General features: G+C 35.0%; 13 protein-coding genes and 1 pseudogene. 10 read left to right on the top strand and 4 right to left on the bottom strand.

What is annotated here, in order from left to right:
- Positions 1 to 35: 35 nt before the first annotated feature.
- The 3 genes and pseudogenes from GGQ92_RS11105 to tnpA all read left to right on the top strand — a co-directional run bounded on the left by GGQ92_RS11105 (position 36) and on the right by tnpA (position 3861).
- A complete protein-coding gene (locus GGQ92_RS11105; protein ID WP_184248614.1) occupies positions 36 to 839 on the top strand; it encodes a hypothetical protein in 804 nt (267 codons plus the stop codon).
- Between the two features lie 88 nt (positions 840 to 927).
- Positions 928 to 2994, top strand: coding sequence for a catalase (locus GGQ92_RS11100; protein WP_184248610.1), 2067 nt, complete (start codon positions 928 to 930; stop codon positions 2992 to 2994).
- A 388-nt stretch (positions 2995 to 3382) separates the two neighbouring features.
- Positions 3383 to 3861: pseudogene (gene tnpA, locus GGQ92_RS11095) on the top strand (IS200/IS605 family transposase).
- A gap of 327 nt (positions 3862 to 4188) precedes the next feature.
- On the opposite strand, the gene GGQ92_RS11090 reads toward tnpA, so the two are convergent.
- Positions 4189 to 4989: a VLRF1 family aeRF1-type release factor gene (locus GGQ92_RS11090; protein WP_184248607.1), complete on the bottom strand. Its 801-nt coding sequence runs from the start codon at positions 4987 to 4989 to the stop codon at positions 4189 to 4191.
- A gap of 160 nt (positions 4990 to 5149) precedes the next feature.
- Here GGQ92_RS11090 and GGQ92_RS11085 point away from each other — a divergent pair, with 160 nt between their 5' ends.
- Positions 5150 to 5842 (top strand): YecA family protein, encoded by a 693-nt coding sequence (locus GGQ92_RS11085; RefSeq protein WP_184248604.1) that lies wholly within the window; start codon positions 5150 to 5152, stop codon positions 5840 to 5842.
- 211 nt (positions 5843 to 6053) lie between these two features.
- Here GGQ92_RS11085 and GGQ92_RS11080 read toward each other — a convergent pair whose 3' ends face one another.
- Positions 6054 to 7514, bottom strand: coding sequence for a protein adenylyltransferase SelO (locus GGQ92_RS11080; RefSeq protein WP_184248601.1), 1461 nt, complete (start codon positions 7512 to 7514; stop codon positions 6054 to 6056).
- 280 nt (positions 7515 to 7794) lie between these two features.
- Here GGQ92_RS11080 and rlmD point away from each other — a divergent pair, with 280 nt between their 5' ends.
- A complete protein-coding gene (rlmD, locus tag GGQ92_RS11075) occupies positions 7795 to 9186 on the top strand; it encodes a 23S rRNA (uracil(1939)-C(5))-methyltransferase RlmD (RefSeq protein WP_184248598.1) in 1392 nt (463 codons plus the stop codon).
- A gap of 202 nt (positions 9187 to 9388) precedes the next feature.
- On the opposite strand, the gene GGQ92_RS11070 is transcribed toward rlmD, so the two are convergent.
- A complete protein-coding gene (locus GGQ92_RS11070; protein ID WP_184248595.1) occupies positions 9389 to 10207 on the bottom strand; it encodes a hypothetical protein in 819 nt (272 codons plus the stop codon).
- Between the two features lie 54 nt (positions 10208 to 10261).
- Positions 10262 to 11161: a hypothetical protein gene (locus GGQ92_RS11065; protein WP_184248592.1), complete on the bottom strand. Its 900-nt coding sequence runs from the start codon at positions 11159 to 11161 to the stop codon at positions 10262 to 10264.
- A gap of 1172 nt (positions 11162 to 12333) precedes the next feature.
- Here GGQ92_RS11065 and GGQ92_RS11060 point away from each other — a divergent pair.
- The 5 genes from GGQ92_RS11060 to GGQ92_RS11040 all read left to right on the top strand — a co-directional run bounded on the left by GGQ92_RS11060 (position 12334) and on the right by GGQ92_RS11040 (position 19185).
- Complete coding sequence (locus GGQ92_RS11060) at positions 12334 to 13305, top strand: WG repeat-containing protein (RefSeq protein ID WP_184248589.1); 972 nt, start codon at positions 12334 to 12336, stop codon at positions 13303 to 13305.
- Positions 13306 to 13552: 247 nt separating this feature from the next.
- On the top strand, positions 13553 to 14908 hold the full coding sequence (locus tag GGQ92_RS11055; RefSeq protein WP_184248586.1) for a PD-(D/E)XK nuclease family protein: 1356 nt from the start codon (positions 13553 to 13555) through the stop codon (positions 14906 to 14908).
- Between the two features lie 204 nt (positions 14909 to 15112).
- Positions 15113 to 16189, top strand: coding sequence for a helix-turn-helix transcriptional regulator (locus GGQ92_RS11050; RefSeq protein WP_184248583.1), 1077 nt, complete (start codon positions 15113 to 15115; stop codon positions 16187 to 16189).
- Positions 16190 to 16576: 387 nt separating this feature from the next.
- Positions 16577 to 16900, top strand: coding sequence for a hypothetical protein (locus GGQ92_RS11045; RefSeq protein ID WP_184248580.1), 324 nt, complete (start codon positions 16577 to 16579; stop codon positions 16898 to 16900).
- A gap of 284 nt (positions 16901 to 17184) precedes the next feature.
- Positions 17185 to 19185, top strand: coding sequence for a DUF2779 domain-containing protein (locus GGQ92_RS11040; RefSeq protein WP_184248577.1), 2001 nt, complete (start codon positions 17185 to 17187; stop codon positions 19183 to 19185).
- Positions 19186 to 19344: the final 159 nt, after the last annotated feature.

The following is a 19344-nucleotide window of genomic DNA, read 5'->3' as shown; positions in this document are numbered from 1 at the left end:
CTAATACGACAAATAGTATAAAGGACGGTGATTTTATGAAAAAAATTATAGTATTTCTATGTTTCACTTTATTCATTTTATTGGTGGGGTGTGGCGTAGAAGAAAACCAAGCAGCAATATCGGAAGAGAGTCAAGATGAAACTTCATTCACTCATGAAGATGTTGGGTTAAAATTGAATGCAGAAATAAAAACAGGGCAAGAGATTGTGGTGGAAGCCAGTTTGGAGAACATCACAGAGGAAGATATTATCTATAACAATCGATGTGAAGAGCCTTTTTATATCACTATGAAATTAGAAGGTTCGTCGGTGTACTTGAAAAGTGATGAGGAACCGATGGCATGTATCGAAATATTCGATCCAAATGATTTAGTAGAATTACCACCTGGGGCAAAGATTAAAAAGACAGTTACATTTTCGAGAGAATTTGGATTACAAGGAGAGGAAACTATAGCAGCCTTAGATGGAACATATTCGCTAGAGTTTTCTTTTACCACATATGGAACTGGTCATTTCTATGCTGTTACTCCAATCGATTTGAGCCATTCAAGTGACCCTGTGATCCTTACCTTGGAGGAAGCTACAGAGAAGGCAATGCAGAATAAAGAAGTGGAAAACTGGTGGAAGGAGCAGGAACAACAAGGCCGGGAAATCAGGAGGGAAGAAGCATTTATAACGGATGAAGATTGGTACGTAATGTTCCATGCGATCGGCGAGGAATCCGTACATCGTATTATAATTCCGGTAAATATTCATTCTGGAGAAATTGGTGACATAAATAAAGAGGAATTGCCTAAAGATGATGGGACTCTTCAATGGCTAGAAAGCCAAAGTCGTTGAACACTCTTGTAGAACATGCATAAGCGCCTATTTAACCTCATAGTATCTAATTAGCATATTAAATAATATGGGGAGAAGGTGATTAGTGGTGGATGAGAAAAACGATAAAAAGGAACGGGTCACGAAAGATGAAAAAGATCAACAGTTAGAATACTATCGTCACAAAAATACAGGTCCAGGAAAGAAAATGACAGATGACAATGGTATTAAAGTTTCTAATGATGAGTGGTCCCTAAGAGCAGGAAAACGAGGGCCAGCATTATTGTCTGATTTCCACTTTTATAGAAAGCAGACACATTTTAATCGGGAAAGAATCCCTGAAAAGGTTGTGCATGCACGTGGCTTTGGGTTATATGGAGATTTTGAAGTTTATAAATCATTAAAGCATTTAACGAAAGCTCATTTTTTAGGAAAGGCAGGAAGGAAAACTCCTGTATTTGTAAGATTCTCTAATTTTATAGGTAATAAAGGCTCTAAAGATACTGCTGTAGACATAAGAGGCTTTGCTACCAAATTTTATACTCAAGAAGGCAATTATGACATGTTGGCTCTACAGTTTCCCATCTTCATTCTTGCGGATGCGATGAAATTCATGGATGTTACTCATGCTGCGAAGCAAAATCCAGTCACGGACATACCACAAGCTACCGTAGCGCATGATCGTTTTTGGGATTATGTTGCCAATAACCAAGAATCTGCTCATATGGTCATGTGGCTAATGTCAATGCGTGGGAGACCAAGAAGCTGGAGAATGATGGCGGGTTGGCCAATCAATACATTCCGTTTTGTTAATGAGCAAGGTAAATCTACTTTTGTTCGATTTAAATGGACACCAAGATTAGGAGTGCATTCTTTACTAGTAGATGAAGCAAATGTGATAGGTGGAGTGGACCCAGATTTTCATCGTCGAGATATTATAGAAGCTGTGAATAAAGGGGCCTATCCAGAATATGAGTTAGGTGTTCAACTTATTGAAGAAAATCACGCAGGTAAATATGATTTTGATGTATTAGATGATACGAAATTATGGCCAGAAGAAATAATACCGGTTCAACCAGTAGGTAAGTTAACGTTAAATCGTTTAGTAGATAATTTTTTTGCAGAAGAGGAACAATCTGTCTTTGACCCAGCAAGTGTTGTGCCTGGTATTGATTTTACGAATGATCCAGTTCTGCAAGGAAGAGCTATTGCCTACCGTGATACAGAATTATATCGTCAGCATTCCGCTAATATTGAGGATATACCAGTAAATCGTCCAATATCAGAAAGAAATTACAATCTGAGAGATAGTTATCAACGACATCGAATTGATGTAGATGAGATCACTTACCATAATAATTCCTTGGCAGGGAATACACCTTCTGAAGCTTCATTTGAAGAAGGAGGTTTTGTAAACTATCCTGAAAAAGTAGAAGGAAACGTAACAAGGGAACGTCCGAGCGCGTCTTTCTTTGATTTCTTTTCCCAAGCAAGGTTGTTTTGGAATAGTCTATCTGCACCTGAAAAAGATGATTTAATCGAGTCATTCAGTTACCATCTCGGTTTTGTAAAGAGTAAATCGGTTAGACAACAAAATATCGACATGTGGGGGCATGTTGATACACAAATGGCAACGATAATTGCTGATAGAATCGGTGTAAATCCTCCGAAAACAGAACAGATTAATGTTCAATCTGTTTCCCCATCTATAAGTCAGTTAAATACACCTCATTCTGCTTACACGCAAAAACTCGGTGTATTAATCGATAATGGTTTTCCAAGTGAAGAAGTCTTAAACACCTTAAATACATTAAAAAGTAATGGAGTATTTATTGAGATAATAAGTGAGAAATTAGGTACTGTGACAGGGACAGGGGGAACATCAATCAAAGTTGATAGAACCTTTCAGACAGCCTACCCTGTTTTATATGATTCAATCTATGTGGTTGGTGGAAAAGCGGATAATCAGGTGTATTTCTATCAGCATATTCAGGAGTTTATCCACGAGGCATACAAACATTATAAGCCGATAGGGATTGCAACCACAGCAGAAGGATCAATTCAGGCTTCTGATTCGAATAATCTAGCTGGTGTTGTGTTTGCTACAGGAAATCAAAATTTTGCGAATGATTTTCTTGCTGCCATTGCAAAGCAGCGTTTTTGGAATCGATTATAATAGGTTACTTACAAAGCTCGAGACAGAAGTATTTTATCATAGTAGATACCGAACGATTTGTTAGAATTCGTTCGGTATCTATGCTTTTTTATAATTACTTCGCTAAAACACTTCGCTTTCCGCAGGCAACGCCTCAACTAACTACAAAAGTTTTCTAAAACTTTTGTAGTGGATTTTCGGCTGTTGCTTTTCCTGCAGGAGTCTACGTGTTTTTGCTGCGTAATTTATATCTCAATTTTTAATTGTTCGCCTTTATTATTGTAAGATTTAGTTATATCCAAGCTTCTCTGGAAAGCTTTCGGCGTGGATTAAAAAAATGCCTCTCTTCATGGTAAGATAATGTTGGTTTCCCGACCGCAACATCTCACTCATGAAGGAGGTACGTCCAATGAAAGACAAGAATAGTTTAGCACACACAACATGGAAATGTAAGTACCATATCGTCTTTGCTCCAAAGTATAGGAGACAAATAATATATGGAAAATATAAGAGATGTATCGGTCAAACTATAAGTTATTAATCCGAACGCAAAGCACTATACATGAGGCAAACGGATGTCGAGATCATATACACATGTTAGTGAGTATCCTACCGAAATTAAGCGTATTTCAATTTATGGGATATTTAAATGGGAAAAGTAGTTTGATGCTATTTAATCGTCACGCCAAGTTCAAATATAAATACAGAAATCGCAAGTTTTGTTGCTGTGGTTTCTACGTAGATACAGTGGGTAGAAATAAAAAGAAAATACAAGAATATATTAGGAATTAGCTAAAAGAAGATTATATGACGGGCCAATTAACTATATTCGAAGAGTTTGATCCGTTTACAGGGCAAAAAACAATATACAATAAGGGATTCTTTTAGAATCAGTGAGTAAATGTGGTGCAAGAGGGAGAATCATTCGATAGGACTTTCAGGCCGAGGTCGGTAAAAGAGGCTTTCAGCCGCAGAGCAAAGAGGCCAAGCACAAAAATCCAACCAAGTCATGGAAAGGATATAAATAGCCAAGTCAAAATACAAGACTCCTGCAGGAAAAGCAACAGCCGAAAATCCATTACAAAAGTTTTTATATAACTTTTGTAATTAGTTGAGGCGTTGCCTGCGGAAAGCGAAGTATTTTGACTTGGCGTTAGTATTACATTCGGATTTTGTATTAAGAAAAATTACTTCTGTCCCAGTCTCGTTACATTTTTAATATTTCAACACAACATCTACAATTTTAGAGTCCTCATGGTCTAACATGTTTTTATGTGTTACTTCGAAAATTTCCTTCTGCATTTTAGACTTTAGGCTATTTACTTCGTCTGGTTCTCCTACTAAATAAATTCGCTCCCATTTACTTTCCTTCGCCATGCGGTCTAATTTTGAAGCGAGTTGATTGTACCAACGCTTTTTATTAGCTTGAAATCTTTCCTTGAACTGGTCTGTTTGTGTTAACTTACTACCAACCATACTTTCAGATGGGACTGGTCCAGCATAATCACGCCAATCCTCCGTATCAATATCTAACTCAAAAAGGTGCTCACCAGTAATCTCACCTAAATCTGTTTTAATTACTTTTACCATGTTTTGTTGAGTAAGGATAATTCCTGATTTAGGAAAGTTTTTGTGCAATGTGCTTAATTGCTCTAATTTCAGTTCGTTGTCCCAGGAAAAGTCCGTCTCAACTGGTAATTGCAATTTCTCTGCAAACCAAATAGAATCATCCGAAGAGGCGAAAATGACGATACTCTTCTTTAAAGATTGTTCTTCTTCATGGATGAATTCTTGAACCTTTTTCTTCACTTTTAGAAAACTTTCTAGTTCTTCATGGTTTTCATCTGTTTTTAAGTAATTTTCAAATCCATTTAAACCATTTTTTAAGTGGATTTTCCACTCGCCTCCCTGTTGGTCAGGGTCTGATTTATCAGTATTAAGATACATGGAAAATAACCGACTATCCTCTTGAGGAGATACATGACGCCATTTGTTCAATAATTCTTCAATGTTCATCAATTAAAAACTCCTTTTCCAGTAGTCTTTGCTCTGTATTTCCCCTATAACCGTAATTGAACTTCCTCAAACGTTAAGTATCATTGGATAACTGTATACATTTAGGTTACAATACAGGGAATGATAGGCAATTGACAGAGCGAAAAGGAAGGGTGGTCAAATGGCGATACAAATTGGTCCAAATAATCCCTGTCCGTGCGGTAGTGGGAAGAAATACAAAAATTGTTGCATGAACGAGTTTTCTTCCTCCGAGAAAGAGCTTATTATCCATCATATAAAAAAGAAAATAGAACAGGGCTATGTACACATAGCGGATAACCAACTAATAGAAGCGTGTGATAAGTGGTGGGAAGCATGGCTTGACGTTAAAAGATGGTTAATACCACACTATCAAACTACTTCTATTGAATCTTTTAGTGATCAAATTAGTGATGATTTTTTAATGTACGATTGGATCCAAATTTTTGAAGATGAGTTAGAGAAGGCTGGAAATACAAATAATCGTTTTTATGAATTGCGTTATATATTAGCATTTGATTTCCGCAAAAATTTTCCGCATTCAGATGAAATGATTCTTATGAAAATGGGAACTGCAGCGGCACAAGCTTTATTCTATCTAGGAAGGATAGAGGAGAGCGAACGATTGTTTAAAAAACTTCTTGTAGGCGATTATACAGAAGGTGCAAGAGGATGGATTTATATTCATTGGGGAGATATATATACTAATAGTGATAATAAAGACATCGCAGAGATTAAGAAAGCAAAAGCACTCTACTATAAAGCATTGGAATTGCTCGATAAAAAAGATCATGAATTTGCACTCATGCGAATAAATGAATTAAAAGCGAACTGAAATTGGACAGTCGATAGATTGTATTCGACTGTCCAAGTCTGTTTTTATTAAGCTTGCCGGGGGTGAACAAGGCGCCTGCGCTTTTCTTATTGTCTAGCACATGCGCCTACCCCCTCGAGGTCTTAAGTAATGCTATTCTGTGGCAAAGAGGCGCCACGTCAAGCCTTACTTAAGCTTGTCGGGGGTGAACAAGGCGCCTGCGCTTTTCTAACTACGTCCCACAGAATGTTTGTTGTGGTCGTAGATCCTTAGGTGGAAGGGAGGCATACTCTTTTTGCTCCTCCGTATGCGCATAAGGATCGGTGAGTGCATGAAGAAGCTTTTCAACTTCGCTCATATCGGTGTGTTCCACTGCTGCATGAAGAGCATCCTCTACATGGTGGTTGCGCGGAATTACCGCTGGATTACTACTTTTCATTAAATCCAAAACTTCCTGGCTTGATTTGTTCTCCTTCTTTTTCCGAGTCACCCATTTTTGTTTCCAGTTTTTGAATTCGTCTGTGCCAAATAAGACCATGCTATTCATATCATCAAACGTTAGAGCACGAAATGTATTCGTGTAATCTGCTTTGTATTGATGCATAAGTTCAAGCAGTTCATGGACTAGTTCTTTATCTTGTTCTTCTGACTGAAAGAGTCCGAGCTTACCTCTCATTCCCTCTAGCCATACTTCTTGGAATATATCTCCAAACTGGCCAATCGCTTCTTCGGCTATTTTTACTGCTTTATCTTGATCTTGATCCAATAGTGGTAGTAAGGTTTCCGCAAACCTTGCAATGTTCCATACACCTATATTTGGTTGATTTCCGTAGGCGTATCTACGATTACGATCGATGGAGCTGAACACGGTATTCGGATCGTATTCATCCATAAATGCGCATGGACCATAGTCAATTGTTTCCCCACTAATGGTTACATTATCGGTGTTCATGACGCCGTGAATAAATCCAATTAACTGCCACTTGGCAATAAGAGAAGCTTGATTTCGGATAACTTCTTTTAACAATTGCTCATAAGGTGTGTTTGCTTCCTTAATGGAAGGAAAGTGCCGCTCAATTGTATAATCAGCAAGTTTTTTTAAATCGCCATTTTCTCCCCACTTTGCTGCATATTGAAACGTGCCAACACGAATATGACTTTTTGCAACACGAGTTAAAATAGCGCCAGGTAATTCTATTTCACGCTGAATTAATTCACCAGTTGTTGCGACTGCTAAGCTTCTTGTTGTAGGAACACCCAATGCATACATAGCTTCGCTAATAATAAACTCTCGTAACATGGGTCCTAATGCGGCTCTGCCATCTCCACCTCGTGAATAGGCTGTTTTTCCCGCACCTTTAAGTTGAATATCGTATCGTTCACCTTCATGCGTCACCTGTTCTCCAAGGAGAATAGCTCGTCCATCACCTAACATCGTAAAATGTCCAAACTGATGACCAGCATATGCTTGTGCAAGAGGTTCGCTGCCAGTAGGTAATTCATTACCGGCAAAGATTTCTGGGTTTTCCGATACTTCTTCCTGTAACCCTAAATCCTCTGCTAGTGAAATATTAAACAATACCAGTGTGGGGTCTGATACAGGTTCCGGCTTCATTTTATCGTAAAATTTTTCTGGTAGGCTTGTATAGCTGGACTCCAAATTCCATCCATTGTTCGTTGTATTATTGGTCATTTCATCTACCTTCCATCATTAGAGTATTGTTTCCAAAAATTAATTATTAAGCACTAATCGTCACAAGTGGTTCTTATTATACCCTAATCTAGAATGTAAACACATGGAAGAATCTTTATGACCATTCCAATAGATGGTTGTATCGTTAGAAAAAATTGTCTTTGCTTGTCCCATTGTGCGAGTTTCCAATGTGACGTTGTTCCGCTATAATAGGTAAGTACTAAAGAATACAATTTATCTTAAGATATATTAGAAGGTTATTTAAGGAGGAAGAATCTTCGTGCATGAAAATAGTGAAACATACGTGGCGGAAGTCCACGGTTTAGATAAAAAAGGTTCCGGACAAGCTGTAGTTTGGCGTGATTTAGGTGAAATGAATCCCAAAAAATTAAAATTAACAATCCCACTTACGTTACCTGGAGAGAAAGTCAAAGTGACGGTCGAACATCCCATTCGCCGACGTAAAAAAGTTTTTCCTGAAAAAATTGTCGAAGCACATCCTGAACGAGTGGAGCCACCTTGTCCACATTTTGATCGCTGCGGGGGATGTGTGTGGCAGCATTGGGCATATGAAGGTCAGCTGAATAGTAAAACAAACTATGTGAAAGAATTATTAGAGGAACAAGGCTTTCAAGCTGACTTAGTACAGGATACAATCGGAATGGATAATCCATGGTTTTACCGTAACAAAATGGAATTCACTTTTTCAAAAGAAGGTCACTTGGGCTTACATGAACAAGGTAATTTCCGAAAAGTAATTTCGCTAGAAACATGTTTAATCGCAGGTAAAGAAATGGTGGAAACTGCGATGGAAGTAGCAGATTGGGCAAAAGAACATCAGTTGTCAGGTTATGACAAAGACAAGCATGAAGGACTTCTTCGCCATTTGATGGTAAGACAATCGTTCGAAACAGATGAAATCATGCTTGGTGTTTTTGCAACAGAAGCTCCAACAGGGGAGTTGGCGCACGTAGTAGAGAATCTTGTAGAAAGAGTAACAGCAAAGTTCCCAAATGTGAAGAGTCTACTTTGGTTAGAAAATCGTGATTGGGCGGACAGAACACAGTCTGAAAAAACGCATCTATTAGCGGGTAGAGATTTTATTTACGATGAAATGCTTGGATTCCGTTATCGACTTTGGTTCGATACTTTCTTTCAAACGAATCCTGTACAAGCAAAAAAATTAGTTGAGCTGGCGATAGAAATGGGTCAACCGAAAGAAACAGAGAAAATGATTGATTTATTCTGTGGAGTTGGAACATTTTCTTTACCATTTGCAACTCGTGTTAAAGAACTAGCTGGTATTGAGATTGTGGAAACGTCGATCGAATCAGCCAAACGAAATGCAAAAGATAATGAAATATACAATACTCACTTCTTAGCAAAAGATGCACGTCGAGGAATTGATCAAATTTTAGAGGAGTTTGGAATTCCAGAATTATTGTTACTAGATCCACCGCGTTCAGGAGCTGGTGGAAAGGTAATGAGAAGAATTGGTCGTGCTCAACCAGAACGTGTTGTGTATGTTTCGTGTAACCCAGAAACTTTTGCTACAGATATTAAAGAATTAGAGCCATTCGGTTACCAATTAAAAGAGGTACAACCTGTTGACTTGTTCCCACAGACGGTTCATGTTGAATTAGTTGCATTGTTGACTAGGGTGGAAGAATAAAGGTAGTTAAAATGATGATATAGAAAGGCTCTCCTGTAGTTTGGTATGTTTCCAAACCCGGAGAGCCTTAATTTCATTTGGATCGGAGAATGAATTAAGAGGATTTGGTCTCTTAATGATTATTTAAATTAATTTGAATGGTGTCATATTTTAAGTCCTTAAAGATTTCCTATGAAGTTGTCCTACTTGCTAAAAACTGTGGCTATCTCAACTTTTTCTCATTTTTAATTTCATACCTATATTTGAGTTCGTATGGAACAAAATCGATTGCCATAAGTTCGGCTGCAGGAATATCTGTTAAACCTCTTGTACCGAAGAAGAAATTATCATCTTTCCATTCTTCGGTTTTTTCATTTCTGTTATGACTATGCACTATCATAGAGTAAGGGAGTCTATCTAGTTTATCGATTTCATTATAGATTATATCGGAAACGTATGCTTTACTTATATTTGGATTTCTAAAGGCAACCGCACGCATCGTCATATCTTCATCTTCATTTTCTATTATTGAGACTAAATCCTTGTGACTTAAAGAACGATTTAAAACTAACCAACGTCTTGTTGTTATGTCAAACTCTTCTGGATATTTATATAGTGCTTCATTTAAGAATTTTTTAGATATATATGGATTCTGTAGAGCAACACTGATGTATGTCCAGTCTCTACCTCCATATATTTCGCCTTCAATTACTCCCATGACAACATCTTCATTATCAGTATGCATGATTGCTTTAGCTATCTCAAAGTTGTCCTTTTTAAGTAGCTTATTGATAATATCCTCTTTAACTCTCTTTCTTGCTTCGATTTTTCTCAATATTTCATTAGTGTCTTCTTCTATATTAGAAGGAAACTGACGATGCGTTTTTTTGAAGACTTCCTTTGAATACTCTTGAGCTTCGCTATATGTATTGAAATGATTTTCATTCCCACTTTCTCCACCATAGGGACAATTGTTTACTTCTCTACAGATCGTTGGCACTCCGATTACAGGGTTAATGTGATACATTATTTTATTACTCATAATCTCACCTTTTTTGAATAAATTTCTATGACTTTAATTCCGTAAAATGGAAACCTACATCCATTTACCTTCAGCCAACATTTCTCCTACAACACTATCCGGCCTTAACAATGTTCTTCTGTCTATTTCTTTAACAATTTCCATATATAACAAGACTCTTCTAGGTGTGTTGATTTTCCAAGTTTCATATATTTCTCTATTCCTATTATACCAAGCTTCCATTTTGTCATTGGCCTTCTCGGTTAAGTCTCCTCTTCTCTCATACCTAAAGTAATTTGCCTTTCTGACGTTTTCCTCAATTTCCGTGTCAGTCAAAGAGTAATCATCAAAGATTGATAATAGTTCGTAGTTGTCCATATGTCGTATCGTTTCTTTAGCATTCTCAAAATCTCCGTAAAATACAGGTTGGGTAATCATTTTGCTCGTATTTAAATCGTGAAAGAATTTTTCAAAACTTTTCTGTGTCTCAGTGCGTACTTTCATGAAATTAGTATGGTTTAATCCCCATTTATAGACCCTTTCATACTCATAAAATTTCTGTCCTTTACTTTGTAACCTCTTCTTAATTTTACGTAGATTCTCTTCTATGTCTGATTCTAAAAGCCTTCTAGGGACACCTTCATCTTTTTGGTCAAAAAGTGATACTCCCAATGCTCTTATTCGCGCAGGAACAGATTTAGGCATAGTATCTTGCCCATTAAGATACGCTAGCCTAACTTCTTCAGCAGCTTCCTGCTCAAATAATTCCCATTTCCTCACTGTTTCTATCGTTTCTTGACTATTAATATGAGCAAGAGCTTTCCAAAAAGTCGCAACCACGACATCAACTGGTGAGTTAACTTGTTCAATTGCTTCTGAAAGTGAGTTAAAATCCGCAAGCCGATTTCTAGCTTCAAGTTCTTTCATAGCTAAATCTGAATGCTCAGCGTCCAGCCCATAATTTTCTATTAACATATCATATAGCCCTGTTATAGTTTCAGAGTGGTAATCTTCTCCATAAGGACATCTAAAGATTTTGGCCTTGCAAGGGTATATTTTCCCTTCATAGTTAAGGTGATAGCCACCTTTATTTATATGAACTTGCGTTTTATTGTTCTCATCTATCTTGCTATGATTGGTTTTCTCTGTTTTATTATCCTCATTTGTCTTGCCATTAGTGATTTTCTCTATTTTATTGCCTTCAGCAGTCTTGCTATTATTCTCCTTCCCATTTGTTTTATTGTATTTCTAGGCTGTCTAAGTCGTGGAAAATACTATCGACTAACGTTATAAATGTTATCATGAAGTTGTCTCCAGATTTTATATCTCTATGTATATCTTCACTACCTGAACCTCTCATTGTATAACTTACTCCCATTAAAAGGTCGATATCGTATCGTCTAACATAAACTTTAGTATTCTTAAGGTTTGTAAAGATAGCAATGCCTGGTCTGTCGAAGTTTCTTTTTTTAAGCTCATCTTTTAGTTTATATAATTTTTTAGCATAGATGGTATTTTTATTTAGTAATTTTGTTGTTTCAATGAAATCATTTATATCTATTTCAGGTTTTCTTTTTGTATGTTTGCGTAAGAATTTAACTACCCAAAATATTAAAAATAATATAATTATTAATTTAATAATTTTAACGCTATGTAAAAGCTACTAAGTAAAAGTTTCTGTTGTTATTCATCTAATAACAATAACTAACTGATGAATCGAAATTACGCTATAGTAAGTAGGCAAGTTATACACTCAATTTATAACCCGCTTATTAAAATATATCAAGCTTGTTAGCCGGGGAATTAACTTCAATTTTAACATACAGTAAAATTTTTAATGTATAAAAAATGACACATTGAAAATCGTACGATGAATATAACAAGCAAAAGAAAGCATCAAAGAGGGGGTTAATAATTGGAACGTAAATTATATGAAGTAGAAATGAAATTCACCGAGGATATCGCAAATGAAAGAAGGCAATCATAGACTCAATTAATAACCCCTTATTAAAATATATCAAGATTGTTAGCTGGGGAATTATCTTCAATTATAAAATACAAATAAAATTTTAATGTGCAAAAAATGACACATCGAGAATCGTACGATAAATATAACAAGCAAATGAAAACATCAAGGAGAGGATAAAATGATGAATAGAGATAATATGATTAAAGCTGAGAATGGGAAGCCATGTATTATCGACAGTAAAGGAAAAATCTTGGTCCAGCCTAAGATTGATATTGATACATTATATTATCCAAGTAACGATTTCTGTCAGGTTGAGAAGGATGGGAAATATGGTTATATCGACTTGAATGGCAAATTGGTTATACCAATGGAGTATAGGATGGCGTATCCATTCTCGGAAAATGGCTTAGCTTTCGTTGTAAGTGATAATGGATTAGGTGGATATATAAACATAGATAATGAGTTCGTGATTGATCCAGTATACGATTCAGGATCCACTTTCAAATTCGGATTTGCTGCTGTGTCGAAGAATGGTGAATATAAGTACATATACAAAAATGGAAATAAAGCTATAAACAACACATTCAAATATGCAGGTGGTTTTTCTGAATGTGGACTTGCGAAAATTCAAGAATTGGATGGAAGACAAGGACTTATGGATACGACAAGTCGTTCCATACTTATGTTGAAGCATGGTTGTGAACTAGCAGAATTCATAGAAGATAGTCGGATTACTAAATTCAGAAAAAATGGAAGAGAAGCATTGATTAATGCTGCTGGTGAAATTATTACAGGTTTTTATGATCGAATTATCATTTCACCATACTCTCGATTAAATCCATTTTTGCGAAATGGATTATGGGGATATATAGATGATAGAGGTAAGGAGGTTATACCTAATATATACAAAGAAGTATCAGAGTTCGAGGAATATAAGGATGAAATGATAGCTTCTGTTAAATCTTATCACCCTCTCGCTGAAAATAATATTGTAAATCTTTATATAAATGAGAAAGATGAAATAATCGATAACAGTATAGTAGAAGCAAGTAAGCAACACTTAAAGGATAAATTCTCTAAGGTAAATAGGGTAAAAAAAGCACTAGCATTAGCGGTACGAAAAGAGAGAAAAATCTATGAGAATATCTAAGTGATGATTGAATGATAGGAATATTCATATGTTAATTGAGTAGTTCTAAACACCTAATTTAAATGGGATTATTAAAGTTTATTAGGGATATGTCGATATTAACAAATAAATTTTATATCCTTCACGATGTTAAATTAGGAGAATGTAATTATTTGAATATTAATTCACATTACGAGATGATAAGTATAATGTACTACATAATATAGTTAGAGAAATTATAATTATAAAGAAGAGAGGAAAGATTTATATGACTTATAGCTCAGTTGATTATCAAACATACTTAGAAAAGATTAAAACCTTTAAGGAATTAACCTGGGTAAGAAATCATCTCCAATTAATGAAAAAACCAAACTTTTGGACAATATTAGAATACGGTGAGAGTAAAGGTACACAGGATCGATCCGCTCATGAAACTCGCTCGTCAAGAATGTTGAGATGGCTAGTGGACGCGAATGAAACGCATAATCTTGGAAACATCTTTGCTCATAAACTAGTTGAACTCATTGGTGGAAACTATAACTTCCAACCAGAAAAAAATAAGGCAATAAAAGCTACAGCGGAAGATATGGATATTGACGTATTATATATGGACCTCTCGCAAAATATGTGTCTAGCGATAGAAGTGAAACAATATGCGAAAGAAGGTAAAACAACAGGATTCCAATCACAATTAGACAAGTATGAAGTGTTATTAAATAAGAGGATAAGGCAGCTTAATCAAGACATTCATCCTCATTACATATACTTAACTCCATTAAAAGAAGAACCATCAAATAAGAATTGGCATCCTGTGAGTTATCAGGAACTGATCGACATCATTCAACAAGTGTTCGAAGAATATCTCTTAGAATCAGATGATCGGTATATAGAAGATACCAAAAAGATTATCTCTGACTTCAAGGATGATTTACAAAGAAGCATTGACTACTTACAGAAAGATCACCAATATATTAGGGAAACTCTTACCGATAAGGAAAGAGAACTAACACTTGAATTAGCTAATGAAATTCAACATGAAACAGATTCTAAGTATCTCGATCAATTGCTGGCACTAGATGATGACAAGGATTCGGAAATAAAAGATCTTATATTAATCATAAAGGATTATACAAAAGCACAAATCCAAAACCATAATCCGAATGATGCGGTTAGAATTCTGATGCGAAAAATATATAATTACCTGTCTGCAGATAAAAAGTTAGACACCGACTTTCTTAGAATGTATAAGGTCAGGGAAACAATCTCTCCTATAAAGACGGAACTCATTGAAAAATACAACTTAGATTATGACAAAATTGAATTAACAAGAGGAAAAGGTCAAGGACTCTACCTCTATCAGAAAGATAACAAATATCGAATCTACTTATCAGGAGATTCACATGGCTATTTTCCAAACGATGGAATTCAGCTATTAGCAAATCCAGAGAAGACTATTATTCACTTGTCGAAACATGTAGCAAATAGACAATTCAGCGTAAAAAACGAACAAATTCTAGAAGATAGAATAAGCCACAAAGACGGTGGAGATATAGGTTTAGAGACACTCATGGAAGAGTATGTATTGAAAGCGATTCAAGAGTTAAATAATAAAGTAGTAGAGTAATAACGGTGAGATAAGGAAGGTTATGATGAAAGAATATCACACGCCAAATTTATTAATCAAGTAATTTATAATCTATCTGGCTCAATGCATAACCTTCCAGATTTTTCTATATAGTTTCCAACATCGCCTAGTAGGTCAATACCCCTGTTCAATATGTATTGAATGATAGCACACCCAAACATAAAGTAAGTGATGGTGATTTATTTGTATACGGCAGAAAAAATACTAATACTAGATTTATTGAAAATATTACAAAAGCATACTGATGAAGATCATAGAATCACTCAGAATCAAATTATAGAAATATTGGAAAGAGACTACGACACATCGGTTAAAAGAAAAACTGTTAAAAATAATATAGAAAAATTAATAAGGTATAGTGAGCGCGAGGATGCAAATGAAATTTTATATAGTACTAAAATACGTAAGAGAAAAAATAAAGATGCTGACGAAGAAGAGATATCAGAGGTATTTTCTGATTTCGGTTACGTTCATGATTTTAGCAATGGAGAACTCCGTCTTATTATAGATAGTATTCTTTTTTCCAAACATATACCTAATAATCAACAAGAAGAATTAATCGAAAAATTGGAGAATCTAACGAGTAAGCATTTTAATTCAAGAATGAATCATATACGCAGCGTTCCGAATAGCGGACTTAAAAATAATGATTTGTTTTATAATATTGAAATTCTAGATGAAGCTATTAGTAAATCTAAGCAAGTATCTTTTCAATATAATAGGTATGATGTTGATGAAAAGTCGAGGTTAGTTTTGAAGCCGCAAACAAACCAAGATGGGATAGAAAGAGAATATATTATTAATCCTTATCAAATGGTTGCTACAAATGGTCGCTATTACTTAGTCTGTAACAACGATCGTTACGATAATATCTCCCATTACAGAGTTGATAGGATTACGAATATAAAATTGCTTCAAGAAAATCGAAAGCCAATGAGAGAAGTAAATGGGCTAGAACATGGACTTAACCTACCGAAACATATGGAAGAACATATATATGTGTTTACAGGGGAGTCTACTTCGGTGCGATTAAGATTTCATAGGCATTTCCTCAATGAATTTATTGATTGGTTCGGAACAGATAATATTAGTTTTTCAGATCAAACAGAAGAGGAATTAACAGCTAATGTGAGAGTGAATAGAATTGCTTTGAGGAAGTGGGCTTTGCAATATGCCCTGCATGTTAGAGTATTATCACCTGAAAGTTTGGTAGATGAGATAAAGAAAGATATCGATCAAGCTCGGGCAAACTATCAATAAAAATCTTTTGTCTATCTATTGAATCCATTAATTTTAGAAAAATAAGCATTGCGATGTGTCAAAAATGACCCAACACGAATTATATAATTAATAATGTACAGAAGTTAAGCAAATTTAGCCAAAGTGAGATTTGTAGAGATTAAAAAAAGATTTTGATCAAGCTCGGGAAAACTATCAATTGAATTTTTGACTATTTAATGAATCTATTAACTTAAGAAAAAAATAAGCATTGCGATGTGCAAAAAATGACCCAACGCTAATTGTATAATTAATAATGTGCAGAAGTTAAGCTAAATTAGCCAATGGGCGATTTGTAATGGAGATAAAGCTCATCTAATATTTGGGCAATAATTGCCCCACTTTAAACGTTATAGGAGGAGTGGAAAAATGGAAGAAATTATTATTAATGGATGCAAGATAGATGATGACTTCATTACAGAATATGAGCTGTATAAAGAGTCCGTTAGGGGTAGATTGTATGGAAAGATGTATAAAGTTTTCATCGAGCTGAATGAAGAGGGAATTAAAGCAGGTAAGATGGAAGAATTCGCTGCTGAATATCCATCTATACAACTCAATGACAGGGCGATAACTGTAATCTGGGAAGTTCCTGATGATGAAGGAGTGCATGAAATAGAAATTGCCTTGTATTATGATCTGGAAAATGGAGAGTACGGAACCTATTCTTGGGAATGTATAAAGGCAAACTAAGATGACTAAGTAAGTTAAAAAAAGAGTATGCGCTCAATTATCTTAGCGGTTATAGAGATAATGAAAGATTTTATGAATTAGAAAATCCTTAAATATTCATTAAATGGAGCTGAATACGGAACTTAAACTTGGGAGTGTTTAAGATAATTTCTTTGTTTATCTTGAACTACTCCTAAGAAAGTTCTAAGCAAATACATAGATTATAAAAATCTCAAAAGGATCATGATTTCATAAATGATTTATAAGAATGAAAACTTTCATATAATGACTAGAGGGAGAATGAAATGGAAACTAGATATTTAACCAAATCGCATTTTAAACTTGCCATGGAATGTCCTACTAAACTCTTTTACATAGGGAAGGAAGAATATTCGAATAATAATCTTGAAGATCCATTTTTAGAAGCTTTATCTAAAGGAGGATTCCAGGTTGGGGAGTTGGCTAAGGCTTACTACCCAGGTGGACAAACTATAGATACCCTTGACAATAAGAAAGCCGTGGAAGAAACAAGTGAATTACTTAAACAAAAAAACTGCATTATTTATGAAGCGGCATTAAAATATGAAGACTATTTGATTAGAGTAGACATTTTAGTAAAACAGGGTAATGACATTAAATTAATAGAAGTGAAAGCTAAGTCGATAGATTACAATAATGAAAATAAAGATACTATATTTGTTAAGACAAGAGGTAAGGATAAAGGTGGTTTAAAATCAGATTGGAAACCATTTATACAGGACGTAGCATTTCAAACGTATGTCGCTGAGAAGACACTTCCTGATAATGAGATTACACCATACTTGATGCTAGTTAACAAAAATGCAAAAAGCCCTAGTGATGGCCTAAATCAAAAGTTTAAAATATCAAAAAATAGTGATGGAGCAAACGTTACATCACGTGCGGAATTAACCGAAGAAGAGCGTGCTGAAAAGTTATTGATAGAGATAGACATGAACGATAAGTGTCATCAAGTTATGTATAAAGATAAATATAAATATTTAGATGAAGAAATTACTTTTTCTGAGTTAATCAAGAACTTTGCGGCGAACTATAAAAAAGATCAATTAATAAAATCAAAAGTAGGTTTTAATTGTAAGAGTTGTGAATTTAAAGCAAGTGACAACGAAATGGAAAGAGGGCTTAAGAGCGGCTATCATGAATGTTTCAAGAGAGATTTAAATTGGAAAGATGAAGATTTTGAAGAAGATACAATCTTTGATTTATGGAAATTGCATTATCAGAAGAGGGATTTATTCATAGAAGAAAACAGGTTAAAGTTTTCGCAGTTGAAAAAAGAGGAAATTGTTAAGGACTCAACTAATCAGCTTCCATTAGCTGGTGCGAATAGACAATGGATTCAAATAGAAAAATCAGTAAATAATGATACCTCTTATGAGATAGATAAAGAAAACCTTAAAAATGAAATGGAAAAATGGACATTTCCACTTCACTTTATCGATTTCGAGACTGCACAACCAGTTATCCCGTTTAATAAAGGGAGAAGCCCGTTTGAAGGGATAGCTTTTCAATTTTCACATCATATGGTTCATGAAGACGGTACAATTGAACATAAGAGTCAATATTTAAATACTGAACCAGGAGTTTTTCCGAATTATGAATTTGTTAGGAATTTAAAATCCGCACTAGAAAATGATCACGGCACCATATTCAGATATGCAACACATGAAAATACATACCTAAATGTGATCTATGATCAATTAAAAAAAGATATGTCATACATAGAAGACAAGGAAGAATTATGCGAGTTTATTCGTAATATTACTCAAAAAGGACCAAAGAACAACAGAACAGAAGGTCCAAGAAATATGGTGGACCTATGGGAACTTGTGCAAAATTATTACTACGACCCTTATATGAAAGGTTCCAATTCAATTAAAGTAGTATTACCAGCTATCTTAAACAGTTCAGATTATATTAAAGAAAAATACTCTAAACCAATATACGGTGCAAAAGAAGGGATAAAAAGTCTAAACTTTGAAAATCAAGTTTGGGTTCAATTTGAAGAAAATGGACAAGTGACAGATCCTTATAAACTTTTACCGCAACTATTCACAGACCTGTCAGAAAAGGACCTTGAATATATTGATTTACATGAAGATCTAAACAATGGTGGAGCAGCTATGGTTGCTTATGAAAGGTTACAATTTGAAAATATTCCTCAGTATTTAAGAGAAGAAGTGGAAAAGGGAATGTTGAAATATTGTGAGCTGGATACGCTTGCTATGGTGATGATTTATGAGGCATGGGCAGATATGGTTAAGTAAGATTAATTCAATCCATGGTATGTTAAGAAGTATTTTGATGACTATAGGAAAAGCTCCCAAGCAGTATGGATAGGTTACACTTGATTGGACAGATTCGTTAAGGTCATATAAACTTGATTCATAAAAAGTCGGGAGAGAATTAATTATGGCCAAAAGAGA

It is taken from the genome of Gracilibacillus halotolerans (assembly GCF_014206945.1).
In the GTDB taxonomy this organism is placed as follows: Bacteria; Bacillota; Bacilli; order Bacillales; family Amphibacillaceae; genus Gracilibacillus; species Gracilibacillus halotolerans.
This window is presented reverse-complemented; position numbering and strand designations above follow the sequence as displayed.

What these genes read in the sequence shown, in the direction of transcription:
- GGQ92_RS11105 (WP_184248614.1), top strand. Translation starts at nt 36, where the DNA reads ATGAAAAAAATTATAGTATTTCTATGTTTCACTTTATTCATTTTATTG.
- GGQ92_RS11090 (WP_184248607.1), bottom strand. Translation starts at nt 4,989, where the DNA reads ATGAACATTGAAGAATTATTGAACAAATGGCGTCATGTATCTCCTCAA.
- GGQ92_RS11085 (WP_184248604.1), top strand. Translation starts at nt 5,150, where the DNA reads ATGGCGATACAAATTGGTCCAAATAATCCCTGTCCGTGCGGTAGTGGG.
- GGQ92_RS11080 (WP_184248601.1), bottom strand. Translation starts at nt 7,514, where the DNA reads ATGACCAATAATACAACGAACAATGGATGGAATTTGGAGTCCAGCTAT.
- GGQ92_RS11070 (WP_184248595.1), bottom strand. Translation starts at nt 10,207, where the DNA reads ATGAGTAATAAAATAATGTATCACATTAACCCTGTAATCGGAGTGCCA.
- GGQ92_RS11065 (WP_184248592.1), bottom strand. Translation starts at nt 11,161, where the DNA reads ATGTTAATAGAAAATTATGGGCTGGACGCTGAGCATTCAGATTTAGCT.
- GGQ92_RS11060 (WP_184248589.1), top strand. Translation starts at nt 12,334, where the DNA reads ATGATGAATAGAGATAATATGATTAAAGCTGAGAATGGGAAGCCATGT.
- GGQ92_RS11055 (WP_184248586.1), top strand. Translation starts at nt 13,553, where the DNA reads ATGACTTATAGCTCAGTTGATTATCAAACATACTTAGAAAAGATTAAA.
- GGQ92_RS11045 (WP_184248580.1), top strand. Translation starts at nt 16,577, where the DNA reads ATGGAAGAAATTATTATTAATGGATGCAAGATAGATGATGACTTCATT.
- GGQ92_RS11040 (WP_184248577.1), top strand. Translation starts at nt 17,185, where the DNA reads ATGGAAACTAGATATTTAACCAAATCGCATTTTAAACTTGCCATGGAA.